This is a genomic window from Nocardioides albidus (genome assembly GCF_006335005.1).
In the GTDB taxonomy this organism is placed as follows: Bacteria; Actinomycetota; Actinomycetes; order Propionibacteriales; family Nocardioidaceae; genus Nocardioides; species Nocardioides albidus.
The window spans coordinates 428,278-441,559 of sequence record NZ_VDMP01000027.1 but is presented as its reverse complement, the minus strand read 5'-3'; the positions used below and the strand labels follow the sequence as shown (position 1 = coordinate 441,559).

The window sequence follows — 13,282 nt, the reverse complement described above, 5'->3', positions numbered from 1 at the left end:
CAGCGACGCGGTCTCGGTCATGCCGTAGCCGTTGGAGACCCGCGCCTGCGGGAACGCCTTCTGCAGCGCCTGGACCAGGCTCGGCGCGATCGCGGCCCCGCCGTAGCCCACCCAGCGGACACCGCTGATGTCGGCCTCGGCGAACTCGGGGCGGCGCAGGACCAGCGCGTAGACGGCCGGCACGGTGACCAGGAAGCTGATCCGCTCGGTGCGCAGGGAGTCGATCAACCCCGGCAGGTCGAGGGCCGGCATGATCACCGCCGTGCCGCCGACGTAGAGCGCGGTCAGCAGCTGGGAGTTGCATCCGGTCACGTGGAACAGGGGGACCGAGATCAGCGTGCGCAGATCCGAGCCGATGTCGCGGGAGATGCTCATCCCCCGGATCATGTTCTCGGCGTTGCTGAGGAAGGCCTCGTGGTCGGTCGGCACGCCCTTGGGATGCCCCGTCGTTCCGGACGTGTAGAACATCCCCGCCGGGTCGTGCAGCCCGATCTCCTCGTCGACGTACGGCTCCCCGTCGGGCAGCGGCGTGTCCGCGGCCAGGTCGACGCCGACGCCGGCGTCCTCGAGCACGAAGGCGATCTCCGGGGGCGCGGAGCGGATGTTGGGGGCCACAGCGATGCCGCCGGCCATCAGGGTGCCGAAGAACGCCAGCGTCCAATCGATGCCGGCGCCGTAGCGGATCGCGACCCGGTCCCCCTTGCCGACGCCGGCGGCGCGCAGGCCGCCGGCCACGCGGGCCGAGGCGTCCCACAGCTCGCGGTAGGTGAGCCGCCTGCCCCCGAGCTCGACGACGGCCTCGGCGTCCGGCGTCTCCTCGGCCCGGCCGCGCAGCAGGTCGACGAGGGAGGTGGGGAGATCGTCGTAGCGCGGCACACCGTCGTCGCCGACGCTGACCCCGTCGCGCGCGAAGGGGTTGTGCTCGCGCGAGATGACCCGGACCTCGCTCATCAGGCCGTCCCTCCGAAATAGCGGGCCGGGTTCTTGACCAGCATCGTGTCGATGTCGTCGTCGCTGACGCCGAGCTCGCGCAGGGCGGGCAGCACGTCGTCGTGGATGTGGGTGAAGTGCCAGTTCGGCAGCAGGGTCGCGGGGCCGGACTCCGGGTAGAAGTCGGAGTAGCAGGAGGCGTCGTGGGAGAGGACCATGCTCTCGGCGTAGCCCAGGCGCACCATCTCGGCGACCGTCTTGACCCGCTCCTCGGTCGGGCAGAAGACATCGACGCCGAAGCGGTCCATGCCGAGGATCGCGCCGGTGTCGGCCAGCCTGCGCAGGTAGTCGATGTCGGTGCTGTCGCCGCTGTGCCCGATGACGACCTTGGACAGGTCGGCGCCCTCGGACCGGAAGACCTCGATCGCCTTGTCGCCCATCTCGCCGTGGGCGTGGGTGTGCACGATCACGGGGGTGCCGGTCTCGACGTGGGCGGCGGCGACGGCGCGCATCACGCGCTCGACGCCGTGGACCAGTCCGGCCTCGTCGATGGCGCACTTGAGCACGCCCGCCTTGACGCCGGTGTCGGCGATGCCCTCGCGGATGTCCTTGACGAACAGCGCGGTCATCGGCTCGGGCTGGTCGAAGGCCAGGCCCGGGCCGTTGAAGTGAAACTGGACCGGCTCGTCGTGGTAGGTGTAGATGCCGGTCGCGACGATGATGTTGAGGTCGACCTGCTCGTTGATGCGCTGGATCCTGGGGATGTAGCGGCCGAGCCCGATGACGGTCGGGTCCACGATCGTGCGGACGCCGCGGGTGGTCACCTCCTGGAGCTTCGCGACGGCGTCCGCGACCCGCCGGTCCTCGTCCCAGGGGTCCGGGAAGTCCGGATAGTTCTGCCTGATCTCGGTGCCGATCGTGAACACGTGCTCGTGCATGAGCACCTGGCCCAACTCGTCCACGGGCACGGGTCCGCGGACGGTCTCGACACTGGTCATCGCTTGCTCCTCGGGGTTGATCGACGAAAACAGGGGGGCGGTCGCCACGTCTCAAATACCGACTGCGCGGTATCTAAACCCTGAGGGTACCGCGATGATGTGACCGCCGACACACACTCTCACCTTCCGGAGGCACCCATGAAGACACGATCGCGGCTCGTCGCAGGCCTCGCCACGCTCGCCGTCGCAGCGGCCACGCCCGTCGTCGCCGGCGGCGGAGCCGGCGCGGACCCGCAGCCGCACGCGGTCGGACCGGGCTACGACCTGCTCTTCGTCCGACACGCCCACACGACCTATCCCGTGCCGGAGCAGGAGCTCTCCCCGCTGGGCATCCAGCAGGCGAACACGCTCGTCGACTTCCTGGCCGACGAGGACATCAGGTCGGTCGACTCCTCGATCATGGTCCGCACCTACCAGACCGCCGACGGCGTCGCCGCCGACCACGACGTCCCGGTGCTGGCCGACGAGGACATCCGCGAGGTGGAGTTCGACCTCGAGGGCATCCCGCAGGCCCAGTGGAACGCGAAGATCGGCCCGATCCTCGCCTCGTGGCTGCACGGGGAGGAGCGGGACAACGGCTTCGGCGGGGAGAGCTACTACGACGTCCAGGAGCGGTGGGACCGCTGGTGGACGCAGTACGTCCGCGAGCACCGCGACGACAAGGGCACCGGCGTCGTCGTGGCCCACGGCGCGATCTTCGCGATCATGCTCCCGACCGCGTGCACCAACGAGGTCACCGGCGACTTCGCCCTCCAGAACGTCCAGTCGAACACCGGCATCGTGAAGGCCCACCTCAACCCCAACGGCACGCTCATCTGCACCGAGTGGAACGTCAACCCCGCCACCGGCGTCGGCGTGCCGGTGCCGAGCGCTCCCTGAGCGGGCGAGACCCACACCGACTGTCCAGTCGTAGGTCGGCGGCGCAACCTGTCCGGGGGGACGGGGCGCCGCCGGCGTACGGCGACGGCCGCGGCTCTCCCTCCCGCTCAGCCACGCGCCGTCGCCCGGCGTCCGGAGCTCCTCCCGCTCTCCCGGACGCACGACGAGCCCGGATCCCACGGATCCGGGCTCGTCGGTCGTCAGGGGCGGGCCGCTCGTTGCCCGGCGACGAGACCGCCACCGATGATCAGGCGCTGGATCTCGCTGGTGCCCTCGTAGAGCCGGAGCAGGCGCACGTCGCGATAGATCCGCTCGACCGGGACCTCGCGCATGTAGCCGGTGCCGCCGTGGATCTGGACGGCGAGGTCGGCGACCTTGCCCACCATCTCGGTGCAGAACAGCTTCGCCACCGAGGGGGCGATGCGCCGGTCCTCGCCGGTGACGTACTTGCGCGCCGTGTCGCGGACCAGGGCCCGGCCGGCGAGCACGCCCGTCTGCTGGTCCGCGAGCATCGCCTGCACCAGCTGGAAGTCACCGATCACGGCGCCGCCCTGGGTGGCCGAGGCCGCGTAGGCGACCGACTCGTCGAGGGCGCGCTGGGCCGTTCCGACCGCCAGCGCGGCGATGTGGACGCGGCCGCGCGCCAGCGAGGTCATCGCGGCGCGGTAGCCCATCTCGCCGGTGCCACCGACCAGCGCGTCGGGGCCGACCCGGACGCCCTCGAGCGTGACGTCCGCGGTCCACGCGCCCTCCTGGCCCATCTTCTGGTCCTTCGGGCCGACGCTCAGGCCGTCCGTGTCCGCCGGCACCAGGAAGACCGCGATCCCGTTGCCCTGCTCGGGCGCCGGCTGGAGCCGGGCGAACACGACGAAGAGGTCGGCGATCGGCGCGTTCGTGATGAACCGCTTGCCTCCGTCGAGCACCCATCCATCGCCGTCCGCGCGCGCCGTGGTCCGCAGGCCCGCAGGGTTCGAGCCCGCCCCGGGCTCGGTGAGGGCGAAGGACGCCACGACGTCGCCGGCGGCGATCCCGGGAAGCCAGCGTGCCTTCTGCTCCTCGGTGCCGAAGCCGACCAGCACCTGCCCGGCGATGCCGTTGTTGGTGCCGAACATCGACCGCAGCGCGAGCGAGGTGTAGCCGAGCTCCATGGCCAGCTCGACGTCCTGCACGAGGTCGAGGCCCAGACCGCCCCACTCCTGGGGGATCGCGTAGCCGAACAGGCCCATGTCGGCCGCCTGACGGCGTACGTCGTCCGGGATGGCGTTCGCCTGGAGGATCTCCGTCTCACGCGGCACCACCCGCTCGCGGACGAACCCGCGGACCTGCGCGACGATGTCGGCGAACACGTCATCGGGCACGGCATCGGGTGCAGCGGTCATGGCCTCTCCCTTCAGTCGGTGGCCCGGAGCGCGTCGAGGAGCATCCGGGAGAACTTCTCGCCGACCACCTCGGGCGCCGGTCCACGCTCGGGACGCCACCAGGTCGGCAGGTGGTGGACCGCACCGAAGTAGTAGTCCACGACCAGGTCGGCGTCGATGTCGGAGCGGAGCTCGCCGGACCTCTGTCCCTCGATGACCATCTCTCGGAACATGTCGTGGTAGCGCCGGCGCTCGGCCCGCACCTGCAACTCGTGCTCGGGGTTGAGCTGGTGCAGGGAGCGGAAGAAGAGCGTGGTGCTGGGGAGGTTCTCGATGGTGGTGACCACGACGTCGGCGGCGGCCGCAGCGATCCGCTCCGTGATGGGGGCCCTCGAGGCGACGAACGACTCGAGCTGCGAGAGCTGCATGCGCAGCACCCGCGCGTAGATCTCGGCCAGCAGGTCGTCCTTCGACGCGAAGTAGTGGTACATCGCGCCCTTGGTGACGCCGGCGGCGTCGACGACGTCTTGGACCGACGTGCTCTCGAAGCCCTTGGCGGCGAACAGCTCCAGCGCCGCCTCGACCAGTCGCTCGGGCACCGTCATGCCGTTGACCGTGACCGGAGGACGGCCGATGCGCCGGCTTCGGGAGCTGGCCATGCACGCCTCCTGGGACGGGGGTCGGGGAGCCTCGGGTCGATTCAGCGTATCGCGCAGGTGCCCGGCGGCTCACGCACGCGGGCGTGTCGGGTCCTCCCCCACCCGCACGAGGAGCTTGCCGGTGTAGCTGCCGCGCAGCAGGCCGCGGAACGCCTCCGGGGCGTTCTCGAGCCCGTCCACGATGTCCTCCTGGTAGCGCACGCTGCCGTCCGCGATCCAGCCGGCCATGTCCTCGAGGAAGGAGCGGTGGTGGGTCGGGACGAACTCGTCCTGGATGAACCCGCGCACCGTCAGGCTCAGGGTCAGCACCTTGCGCAGGAAGGCCGGCAGCTGGTCGGGGCCCTCGGGCGCGGAGGTGGCGTTGTACCAGGCGACGAGACCGCACACGGGGACCCGCGCGAACCGGTTGAGACGTCGTACGACGGCCTCGGTGACGTGTCCGCCGACGTTCTCGAAGTAGACGTCGATGCCGTCGGGCGTCGCCGCCTTCAGGTCCTCGTCGAAGGTCGGTGAGCGGTGGTCGACGGCGGCGTCGAAGCCGAGCTCCTCGACGAGGACGCGGCACTTCTCCGCTCCCCCGGCGATGCCGACGGCACGGGCACCCTTCACCTTGGCGATCTGGCCGACGGCGGAGCCGACCGGTCCGGTCGCCGCCGCGACGACGACGGTCTCGCCCGGCTGGGGCCGGCCGATCTCGAGCAGCCCGCCGTACGCCGTGAAGCCGGGCATGCCGAGCACGCCCAGGGCGGTGGTGACCGGCGCCGCGGCCGGGTCGAGGCGCCGGGTCTCCCTGGCCTCGACGACGGCGTGGGTCTGCCAGCCGGTGTAGGCGAGCACGACGTCGCCGACCGCCCGCTTGTCCGAGCGGCTCTCGACGACCTCGCACACCGTGGCGCCGACCATCACGTCGCCGAGCTGGACCGGAGCGGCGTACGACTTGGCCGTGCTCATTCGGCCGCGCATGTAGGGGTCGAGGGAGAGATAGATCGTGCGCAGCAGGACCTGCCCGTCGCCGAGCTCGGGGAGGTCGGCGACGGCCGTCTCGTAGCTGTCGTCCCCCGGCTCCCCCACGGGGTACGACGCCAGGCGGATCTGGGTGCTCGTCGTGGCGCTCATGCCGACTCGGCCGGCAGGTCGACGAGCTCGGCGAGGCGCGCGCGGTGTGCGCCCGGCGTGCCGAGCGCGATCTGGTCGGCCTTGGCCCGCTTGAGATAGAGGTGCGCCGGGTGCTCCCAGGTCATACCGATGCCGCCGTGCAGCTGGACGGCCTCCTCGGCCGCGTGGACGGCGATGTCGCTGCAGAAGCTCTGCGCCACCGCGGTCGCCACGTGCTGGTCCGGGTCGTCGGCCGCGACGGTGGCCGCGGCGTACACCGCGGCCGCGCCGGCCGACTCGACCTCGGCGTAGAGGTCGGCGAGGCGGTGCTTGATGGCCTGGAACCCGCCCACCACCCGGCCGAACTGCGTGCGGACCTTGAGATAGGCGAGGGTCTCCTCGAGGCACCAGCGCGCGACGCCGGCCTGCTCGGAGGCGAGGACGGCGGCCCCGGTGAGCAGGGCCCGGCGTACGGCGGGCTCGCCGCCGGCGTGGACGATCGTGGCCGCCGCACCGTCCAGGACGACGTCGGCGATCTGCCGACTCATGTCGAGCGAGACCACCGGCTGCACGCTGGCGGCGCCGGCCTCGACCATCGCGAGCGCGATCCCCGACCCGGTGTCGACGAGCACGAGGAGCACGTCGGCCTCGACCGCTCCGGCGACGCTGGTGACCGTCCCGCTCACCGCTCCGTCGGTCAGGTCGAGCGGAGCGAGGGCGTCGTCGGGCGCCGTCGAGAACGGTACGACGAGCGCTGCCGTCCGTTCGCCGGCGGCGAGCGCGCCCAACAGCTCGGCGCCGGCCTCGGTGTCCGCTCCGAGCAGGGCGGTCGTGGCGACGACCGCGCTGGTGAGGAAGGGGACCGGTGCGGCGCCGCGGCCGAGCTCCTCGGCGACGGCGGCCGCCTCGCGGACGGTGGCGCCGGCGCCACCGTGGGCCTCGGGCACGAGGAGACCGGCCAGGCCGAGCTCCTGGGCCAGGGTCCGCCACAGCGGGGCGACGATCGCCCGGTCGCCGTCGTACATGGCGGTCACGGCGCTCGGCTCGCAGCGCTCGGCGAGCAGCGCCCGCACGGTCGTGCGCGCGTCCTCCTCGAACTCGGTGGGCAGCAGGTCGAGGTTGCTGGGCTGGGTCAGCTGGCTCATCGGGCGGTCTCCTTCCAGGGACGGTCCTTGTCGACGCGGTGCTCGCCGGGCAGGCCGAGCACGCGCTCGGCGACGACGTTGCGCATGATCTCCGAGGTGCCGCCCTCGATGGAGTTCCCCTTGGCGCGCAGGTAGCGGTAGCCGGCGTCGCGACCGGCGAAGTCGACCCGGTCGGGCCGCACCATCGTCCAGCCCTGACCGTCCTCGTAGCGCAGCCCGTCCTCGCCGAGCAGCTCGAGCTCGAGACCGGTGGCCTCCTGGGCGATCCGGGCGAAGGTGAGCTTCATGGCCGAGCCCTCGGGCCCGGGCTGCCCCTGGGCCAGCTTCTGGCGCAGGCGCTGGCCGGTGACCCGGAAGACCTCGTTGTCCACCCAGAGGCGGAGCACGCGGTCGTGGAGGTCCGAGGTCCTCAGCTCCGGGCGCTCGCGCCAGGTGCGCGCGAGGACGCCGACGACACCGGTCTCGCGGACGGCCGCGCGGCCGATGGAGACGCGCTCGTTGTTGAGCGTCTGGTTGGCGACCTTCCAGCCCTGGCCCTCGGCGCCGAGCCGCTGGGTGTCGGGGATCCGGACATCGGTGAGGAAGACCTCGTTGAACTCGGCCTCGCCGGTGATCTGGCGCAGCGGCCGGATCTCCACGCCGGGGTCGGTCATGTCGCAGAGGAAGTAGGTGAGGCCGGCGTGCTTGGGGACGTCGGGATCGGTGCGGGCGACCAGGATCGCCAGGCGGGCGTTGTGGGCGCCCGAGGTCCACACCTTCTGCCCGTTGACCACCCAGCCGTCACCGTCGCGGACGGCGCGGGTCGCCACGTTGGCCAGGTCGCTGCCGGCGCCGGGCTCGCTGAAGAGCTGGCACCAGATCTCCTCACCGGTCCACAGCGGCCGCAGGAAGCGCTGCTTCTGCTCGTCGGTGCCGAAGGCGAGGATGGTCGGCGCCGCCATGCCCAGCCCGATCCCGTTGGTCTCGGGCCGGTTGGTGGGAGCACCGGCACGGCTCATCGCCTCGTCGACGATGCCCTGCAGCTGCTGCGGGAGGCCGAGCCCGCCGAGGCCCTCCGGGAACCACACCCAGGCCAGGCCCGCGTCGAATTGCGCGCGCAGGAAGTCGAGGCGGTCCATGGTCGCGGGGTCGTGCTCGTCGAGGAAGGCCGCGACCCTCTTCTCGAGGTCCGCCGACGGCCCTGCGTGGACGTCGTGGTCGAGATCCATCAGTGGTTCTCCTTCATTGCGTCGAGCCCCGCGTCGAGCAGGGGGTGGATCGAGTCTCCGACCTTGTCGAAGCCCTCGCCGACGGTCTGGCCGTGGATGTGGCGGTAGTGGATGCCCTCGAGGATCGCGGCGAGCTTGAACGCCGACAGCCCGAGGTAGAAGCCGAAGCGGGTCATGTCGCGCCCGCTGCGCTCGGCGTACCGCTCGATGACCTCGCGCTCGGTCAGGAAGCCGGGTGCGGTGGGCACGTCCGAGGTCGTGGCGCCGCCGGGCAGGGCGCCGAGGCGGTGGTAGGTCAGCATCACGGCGAGGTCGGCGAGCGGGTCGCCGAGGGTGGCCATCTCCCAGTCGAGGACCGCGGTCATCCGCTCGCCCTCGAAGAGGACGTTGTCGAGCCGGTAGTCGCCGTGCACGATGGCGGCGCCGGACTCCTCGGGGATGTCGCCGGCCAGGCGGGCGTAGAGCTCGTCGGCCGCCGGCAGGTCCCTGCTGTGGGACGCGTCCAGCTGCTTCTTCCACCGGCTCACCTGACGAGCGAGATAGCCCTGGGCCCGGCCGAAGTCGCCGAGCCCGACCGCCTCGGGATCGACCCCGTGCAGGTCGGCGAGAGTGTCGACCAGGCGGGTCGAGATCACGCGGGTGGTCTCGACGCCGAGCGACTCGAGCTCGCTGGCGTTGCGGTAGGGCGTGCCGGCGCACCGCTCCATCACGTAGAACGGCGCGCCCACGACCTCGACGTCCGCGCAGAACGCGTAGGTGCGGGGAACGGGCACCGCGGTGTCCCGCAGCGCGGTGAGGACGCGGTACTCACGACCCATGTCGTGCGCGGTCGCCAGGACGTGCCCGAGCGGCGGGCGGCGCACGATCCACTCGTCGGTGCCGTCGCTCAGCACGTAGGTGAGATTGGACTTGCCGCCGGCGATGACGGTGGCCTCGAGCGGCGCGCCCGAGCCGAGGCCCTGCTGCGAGAGCCAGCCCGAGAGGCGGTCGATGTCGAGGCCGGGGACGGCCGTGGTCATCACGGGACCACGATCGCGAGCATGTCGACGACGCACGCCGGCTTGTCGCCGCCCTCGCGCTCGATGGTGACCCGCGTGGCGACCTGGTAGCCGAGCGAGCTGGGCTTGACGGCCGTCAGCTCGACACCGGCGCGCACCCGCGAGCCGACCGGCACGGGCGAGGGGAAGCGCAGCTTGTCGGCGCCGTAGTTGACGCCCATCTTCACGCCCTCGATGCGGTAGACCTCCGCGGCGAGCATCGGGAGCAGCGACAGGGTGAGGAAGCCGTGCGCGATGGTGGAGCCGAACGGGCCCTCCTTCGACCTCTCCACGTCGAGATGGATCCACTGGTGGTCGCCGGTCGCGTCGGCGAACATGTTCACCTGGTCCTGGTTCACCGTGTGCCACTCGGAGTGGCCGAGGTGGGTGCCGACCGCGGCCTCGAGCTCCGAGATGCCGTTGAAGACCATCATGTGCGTGCCTTTCGAATTCGTACGACGGGTCAAGATGCCGTCGCGACCTGGAGGGCCGCGGACAGGTCCGGCACCAGCGCCGACAGCGCGGCGCGGGTGCAACGGGGGTTGAGGTGCTGCAGGCCGCGCAGGCCCGAGGCCCGCGCGCCGATGATGTTGATCTCGGCGTCGTCGACGAACAGCGTGCGCCGGGCCGGAACCCCCATCCGGTCCACGGCGTGCTGGTAGATCTGCGCCTGCGGCTTGCGCAGGCCGATCTCGCCGGAGATGACGACAGGGTCGAAGAGCGCGTCGATCCGCTCGCGCGGATAGGTGTGCGCCCAGCTGTTGGAGAGCAGTCCGACGCGGACGCCGCACCGCTTGAGGCCTGCGGCGAGCTCGAACATGGTGTCGTCGGGACTCATCTGCGCGAACATCCGGGAGAGCAGTCCCGCGGGCTCGACCGGCGTACCGTCGAGCGTGCGGAGCTCCGCGGCGAGCAGGTGCTCGAACTCCTCGGCCGCGAGCTCGCCGGTCTCGAGCCGGTGGATGGGCGTGGCCCACCGCACGGTGCGGGAGAGCCATTGCCGCAGCACCGCCGTGAACGACTCGGGCTCGATCCCGTCGGCGGCATGCCAGTCCCGGACGACCTCGCGCAGCGGGTTGGTGAGGACGCCGCCGTAGTCGAACAGGACGGCATCGACGAGGTTCTCGCTCATCCAGGCCCTCCGGCGTCGCTCTCGATGAGGCGCTGCAGCCGGTTCATGCCGCCCAGCCAGCGGTCGGTGTCCTGAGCGCGGCTGCGGTAGTAGTCGGCGACCTGCGGGTGCGGCAGGATCAGGAACCGGTCGTCCTGGAGGCCCTGCCACATCGCCTCGGCGACGTCGTCGGGCGTGAGCGCGCCGTCGCTGACCAGGATGTCGCGCATCGCGCCGTCCCGGGCGAGCATGTCGGTCTGCACGCCCTGCGGGCAGATCGCCTGCACGACCAGGCCGCGGTGCCGGTAGGTCGCGGACAGCCACTCGGCGAACGCGACGGCGCCGTGCTTGGTGACCGAGTAGGTCGCCGTGCCCAGTGCGGTCAGCAGGCCGGCCGCCGAGGCGGTGACGACGAAGCGTCCGCGCCCGCGCTCGAGCCAGCCGGGCACGAGCAGCCGGGCGGCCCGGACGTGGGCCATGGTGTTGACCTCCCAGCTGGTCGCCCACTCCTCCTCGCTGGCCTCGAGATCCGTCCCGCGGACCACGCCGGCGTTGGCGAACCACGCGTCGATGGTGCCGAGGTGCTCGCCCGCCGCCGCCACGAGGGCGGCGACGCCCTCCTCGGAGGCGCCGTCGCCGGGGACGGCATGTGCGCCGATCTCGGCGGCCGTCGCCTCGGTGGAGGCCGGGTCGAGGTCGTTGATGACCACCCGGGCGCCCTCGGCGACCAGCCGGGCCGCGAGGGCCCGGCCGATCCCGCGGGCGGCGCCGGTGACGACGATGCCCTGGCCCGCGACCGCCGACTGGGGCGACGCGTTCACTCGCTGCTGCCCGACAGCGTCGCGCCGCCGTCCATCACGACCATCTGGCCGGTGATCCACGACGCCTCCGGAGAGAGGAGGAAGGAGACCGTGTCCGCGACGTCGGCCGGCACGCCGAGGCGGCCGAGCGGGTAGCCGGCGACGACCTGCTCCTCGCGGCCTTCGTAGAGGGCGCTGGCGAACTTCGTCTTCACGACGGCGGGGGCGACCGCGTTGACCCGGATCGAGGGTGCCATCTCGACGGCCATCAGCTCGGTCAGCGAGGTCAGCATGGCCTTGCTGGCGCCGTAGAAGCCGATGCCCGGCGCGGGCCGGATCGCGGAGACCGACGAGACGTTGACGACCGCGCCGCCGTTGTCCTTCATCCACGCCCGGTAGACCTTCTGGGTCCACGACAGAGCGGCGATGCAGTTGACCTCGACGACCTTGCGGGCCAGGCCCAGGTCGAGGTCCATGACGGGCCCGTACGCCGGGTTGATGCCGGTGTTGTTGACCAGCAGGTCGACGCTGCCGAACCTGTCCATCGCCTGAGCGACGGCGTCGTCCTGGTGGGCGAGGTCGTCGGCCTTGCCGGCGACGGCGATCGCGACGTCGGGCCCGCCCAGCCGGGCGACGGCCTCCTCGAGGGCCTCGGGCTTGCGGGCCGTGATCACGACCCGGGCGCCGTCGGCGACGAGACGCTCGGCGATGCCGAGGCCGATCCCCCGACTGGCTCCGGTGACGATCGCGGTCTTGCCCTCGAATCGCCTGCTCATGTCGCCCACCCGCTCAGCTCAGCCGCTCGAGGACCATGGCCATGCCCTGGCCACCGCCCACGCACATCGACTCGACACCGAACTGCTTGTCGTGCCACTGCAGCGAGTTGATCAGGGTCGCGGTGATCCGCGCGCCGGTCATGCCGAACGGGTGGCCCACCGCGATCGCGCCGCCGTTGACGTTGAGCTTGTCGATCGGGATGCCGACCTGCTGGGCCGAGCCGAGCGCCTGGACCGCGAACGCCTCGTTGATCTCGAACAGGTCGATGTCGTCGAGACCCATCCCGGCGTTCTTGAGCGCCGCCGGGATCGCCTGGACCGGGCCGAGACCCATGATCTCCGGCGAGAGACCGGTCACCGCAGTGGACACGATGCGGGCCAGCGGGGTGAGGCCGAGCTCCTTGGCGCGGGTGTCGGACATGATCACGAGCGCCGCGGCGCCGTCATTGAGCGGGCACGCGTTGCCGGCAGTGACCGTGCCGTCGGGACGGAAGACCGGCTTGAGCTGGCTGACCGCCTCGAGCGTCGTACCCGGCCGCGGACCGTCGTCCGCGGTCACCGTGCTGCCATCGGCAAGGGTCACCGGGGTGATCTCGCGGGCCCAGAAGCCCTCGCCGATGCGCTGCTCGGTGAGGTTCTGACTGCGCACCGCGAACTCGTCCTGCTCCTGGCGCGACATGCCGAGCACCTGCTGGACGTTCTCGGCCGTCTGACCCATGGCGATGTAGAGGTCGGGCAGGTTGCCGTCCTCGCGCGGGTCACGCCAGACACCGTCGCCCGAAGCGAGCCGCGCGGTGACGGCCTGGGCGTCCCCGAACACCGGGTTCTGACCCTCGGGGTTGTCGGCGAACCCGTTGGCGAAGCGGCTGACCGTCTCCACCCCGGCCGAGATGAACACGTCACCCTCGCCGGCCTTGATCGCGTGGAACGCCATCCGCGTGGTCTGCAGCGACGACGAGCAGTAGCGGTTGACCGTGACACCGGGGACGTGGTCCATGCCGGTCAGCACGGCCACCGCGCGCGCCAGGTTGTTGCCGGACTCACCGGCAGGCTGACCGACGCCCAGGATCAGGTCGCCGATCTCGGCGGCGTCCAGCTCGGGGACCTTCGCCAGCGCCGCCCGCACCATCTGGGCGGCCAGCTCGTCGGGACGCATGTCCTTCAGGGAGCCCTTGCCCGCGCGGCCGATCGGCGAACGGGCCACGGACACGATGACGGCTTCCGGCATGATGCCTCCTCTTTCCAACTAAGCGGTTGCTTAGGACTGATTGCGCCCTACTCTGCCC

At 71.6% G+C, this 13,282-nt stretch carries 14 protein-coding genes; 1 reads left to right on the top strand and 13 read right to left on the bottom strand.

Annotation, left to right across the window (positions count from 1 at the left end; translation table 11 throughout):
• Positions 1–951: class I adenylate-forming enzyme family protein (locus tag FHP29_RS22315; RefSeq protein ID WP_205014289.1), on the bottom strand; the 951-nt coding region annotated here is incomplete at its 3' end.
• Complete coding sequence (locus FHP29_RS20475) at positions 951–1,928, bottom strand: phosphotriesterase family protein (RefSeq protein WP_139624697.1); 978 nt, start codon at positions 1,926–1,928, stop codon at positions 951–953. The genes FHP29_RS22315 and FHP29_RS20475, both read right to left, overlap by 1 nt.
• A 138-nt stretch (positions 1,929–2,066) precedes the next feature.
• Between FHP29_RS20475 and FHP29_RS20470 the strand changes: the two genes are divergently transcribed.
• Complete coding sequence (locus FHP29_RS20470) at positions 2,067–2,807, top strand: histidine phosphatase family protein (RefSeq protein WP_139624696.1); 741 nt, start codon at positions 2,067–2,069, stop codon at positions 2,805–2,807.
• A 200-nt stretch (positions 2,808–3,007) separates the two neighbouring features.
• Here FHP29_RS20470 and FHP29_RS20465 read toward each other — a convergent pair whose 3' ends face one another.
• The 11 genes from FHP29_RS20465 to FHP29_RS20415 all read right to left on the bottom strand — a co-directional run bounded on the left by FHP29_RS20465 (position 3,008) and on the right by FHP29_RS20415 (position 13,224).
• Positions 3,008–4,186 carry an acyl-CoA dehydrogenase family protein gene (locus FHP29_RS20465; RefSeq protein ID WP_139624695.1) on the bottom strand — a complete coding sequence of 393 codons (1,179 nt, stop codon included), beginning with the start codon at positions 4,184–4,186 and terminating at the stop codon, positions 3,008–3,010.
• A gap of 11 nt (positions 4,187–4,197) precedes the next feature.
• A complete protein-coding gene (locus FHP29_RS20460; protein ID WP_139624694.1) occupies positions 4,198–4,824 on the bottom strand; it encodes a TetR/AcrR family transcriptional regulator in 627 nt (208 codons plus the stop codon).
• Positions 4,825–4,893: 69 nt separating this feature from the next.
• Complete coding sequence (locus FHP29_RS20455; RefSeq protein WP_139624693.1) at positions 4,894–5,940, bottom strand: NADP-dependent oxidoreductase; 1,047 nt, start codon at positions 5,938–5,940, stop codon at positions 4,894–4,896.
• The gene (locus FHP29_RS20450; protein ID WP_139624692.1) at positions 5,937–7,064 is read right to left on the bottom strand and encodes an acyl-CoA dehydrogenase family protein; all 1,128 of its coding nucleotides are present in this window, start codon (positions 7,062–7,064) and stop codon (positions 5,937–5,939) included. The genes FHP29_RS20455 and FHP29_RS20450 overlap by 4 nt, the downstream gene beginning before the upstream one ends.
• Complete coding sequence (locus FHP29_RS20445; protein WP_139624691.1) at positions 7,061–8,272, bottom strand: acyl-CoA dehydrogenase family protein; 1,212 nt, start codon at positions 8,270–8,272, stop codon at positions 7,061–7,063. The genes FHP29_RS20450 and FHP29_RS20445 overlap by 4 nt, the downstream gene beginning before the upstream one ends.
• A complete protein-coding gene (locus FHP29_RS20440; protein WP_139624910.1) occupies positions 8,272–9,291 on the bottom strand; it encodes a phosphotransferase family protein in 1,020 nt (339 codons plus the stop codon). The genes FHP29_RS20445 and FHP29_RS20440 overlap by 1 nt, the downstream gene beginning before the upstream one ends.
• On the bottom strand, positions 9,291–9,743 hold the full coding sequence (locus FHP29_RS20435; protein WP_139624690.1) for a MaoC family dehydratase: 453 nt from the start codon (positions 9,741–9,743) through the stop codon (positions 9,291–9,293). The genes FHP29_RS20440 and FHP29_RS20435 overlap by 1 nt, the downstream gene beginning before the upstream one ends.
• 29 nt (positions 9,744–9,772) lie before the next feature.
• Entirely contained in the window at positions 9,773–10,441 is a 669-nt protein-coding gene (locus FHP29_RS20430; RefSeq protein WP_139624689.1) for an HAD family hydrolase, read from the bottom strand.
• The gene (locus FHP29_RS20425; RefSeq protein WP_139624688.1) at positions 10,438–11,241 is read right to left on the bottom strand and encodes an SDR family oxidoreductase; all 804 of its coding nucleotides are present in this window, start codon (positions 11,239–11,241) and stop codon (positions 10,438–10,440) included. Before FHP29_RS20425 ends, FHP29_RS20430 begins: the two co-directional genes overlap by 4 nt.
• The gene (locus tag FHP29_RS20420) at positions 11,238–11,996 is read right to left on the bottom strand and encodes an SDR family oxidoreductase (protein ID WP_139624687.1); all 759 of its coding nucleotides are present in this window, start codon (positions 11,994–11,996) and stop codon (positions 11,238–11,240) included. Before FHP29_RS20420 ends, FHP29_RS20425 begins: the two co-directional genes overlap by 4 nt.
• 13 nt (positions 11,997–12,009) lie before the next feature.
• Positions 12,010–13,224 (bottom strand): acetyl-CoA C-acetyltransferase, encoded by a 1,215-nt coding sequence (locus FHP29_RS20415; RefSeq protein WP_139624686.1) that lies wholly within the window; start codon positions 13,222–13,224, stop codon positions 12,010–12,012.
• Positions 13,225–13,282 lie beyond the last annotated feature (58 nt).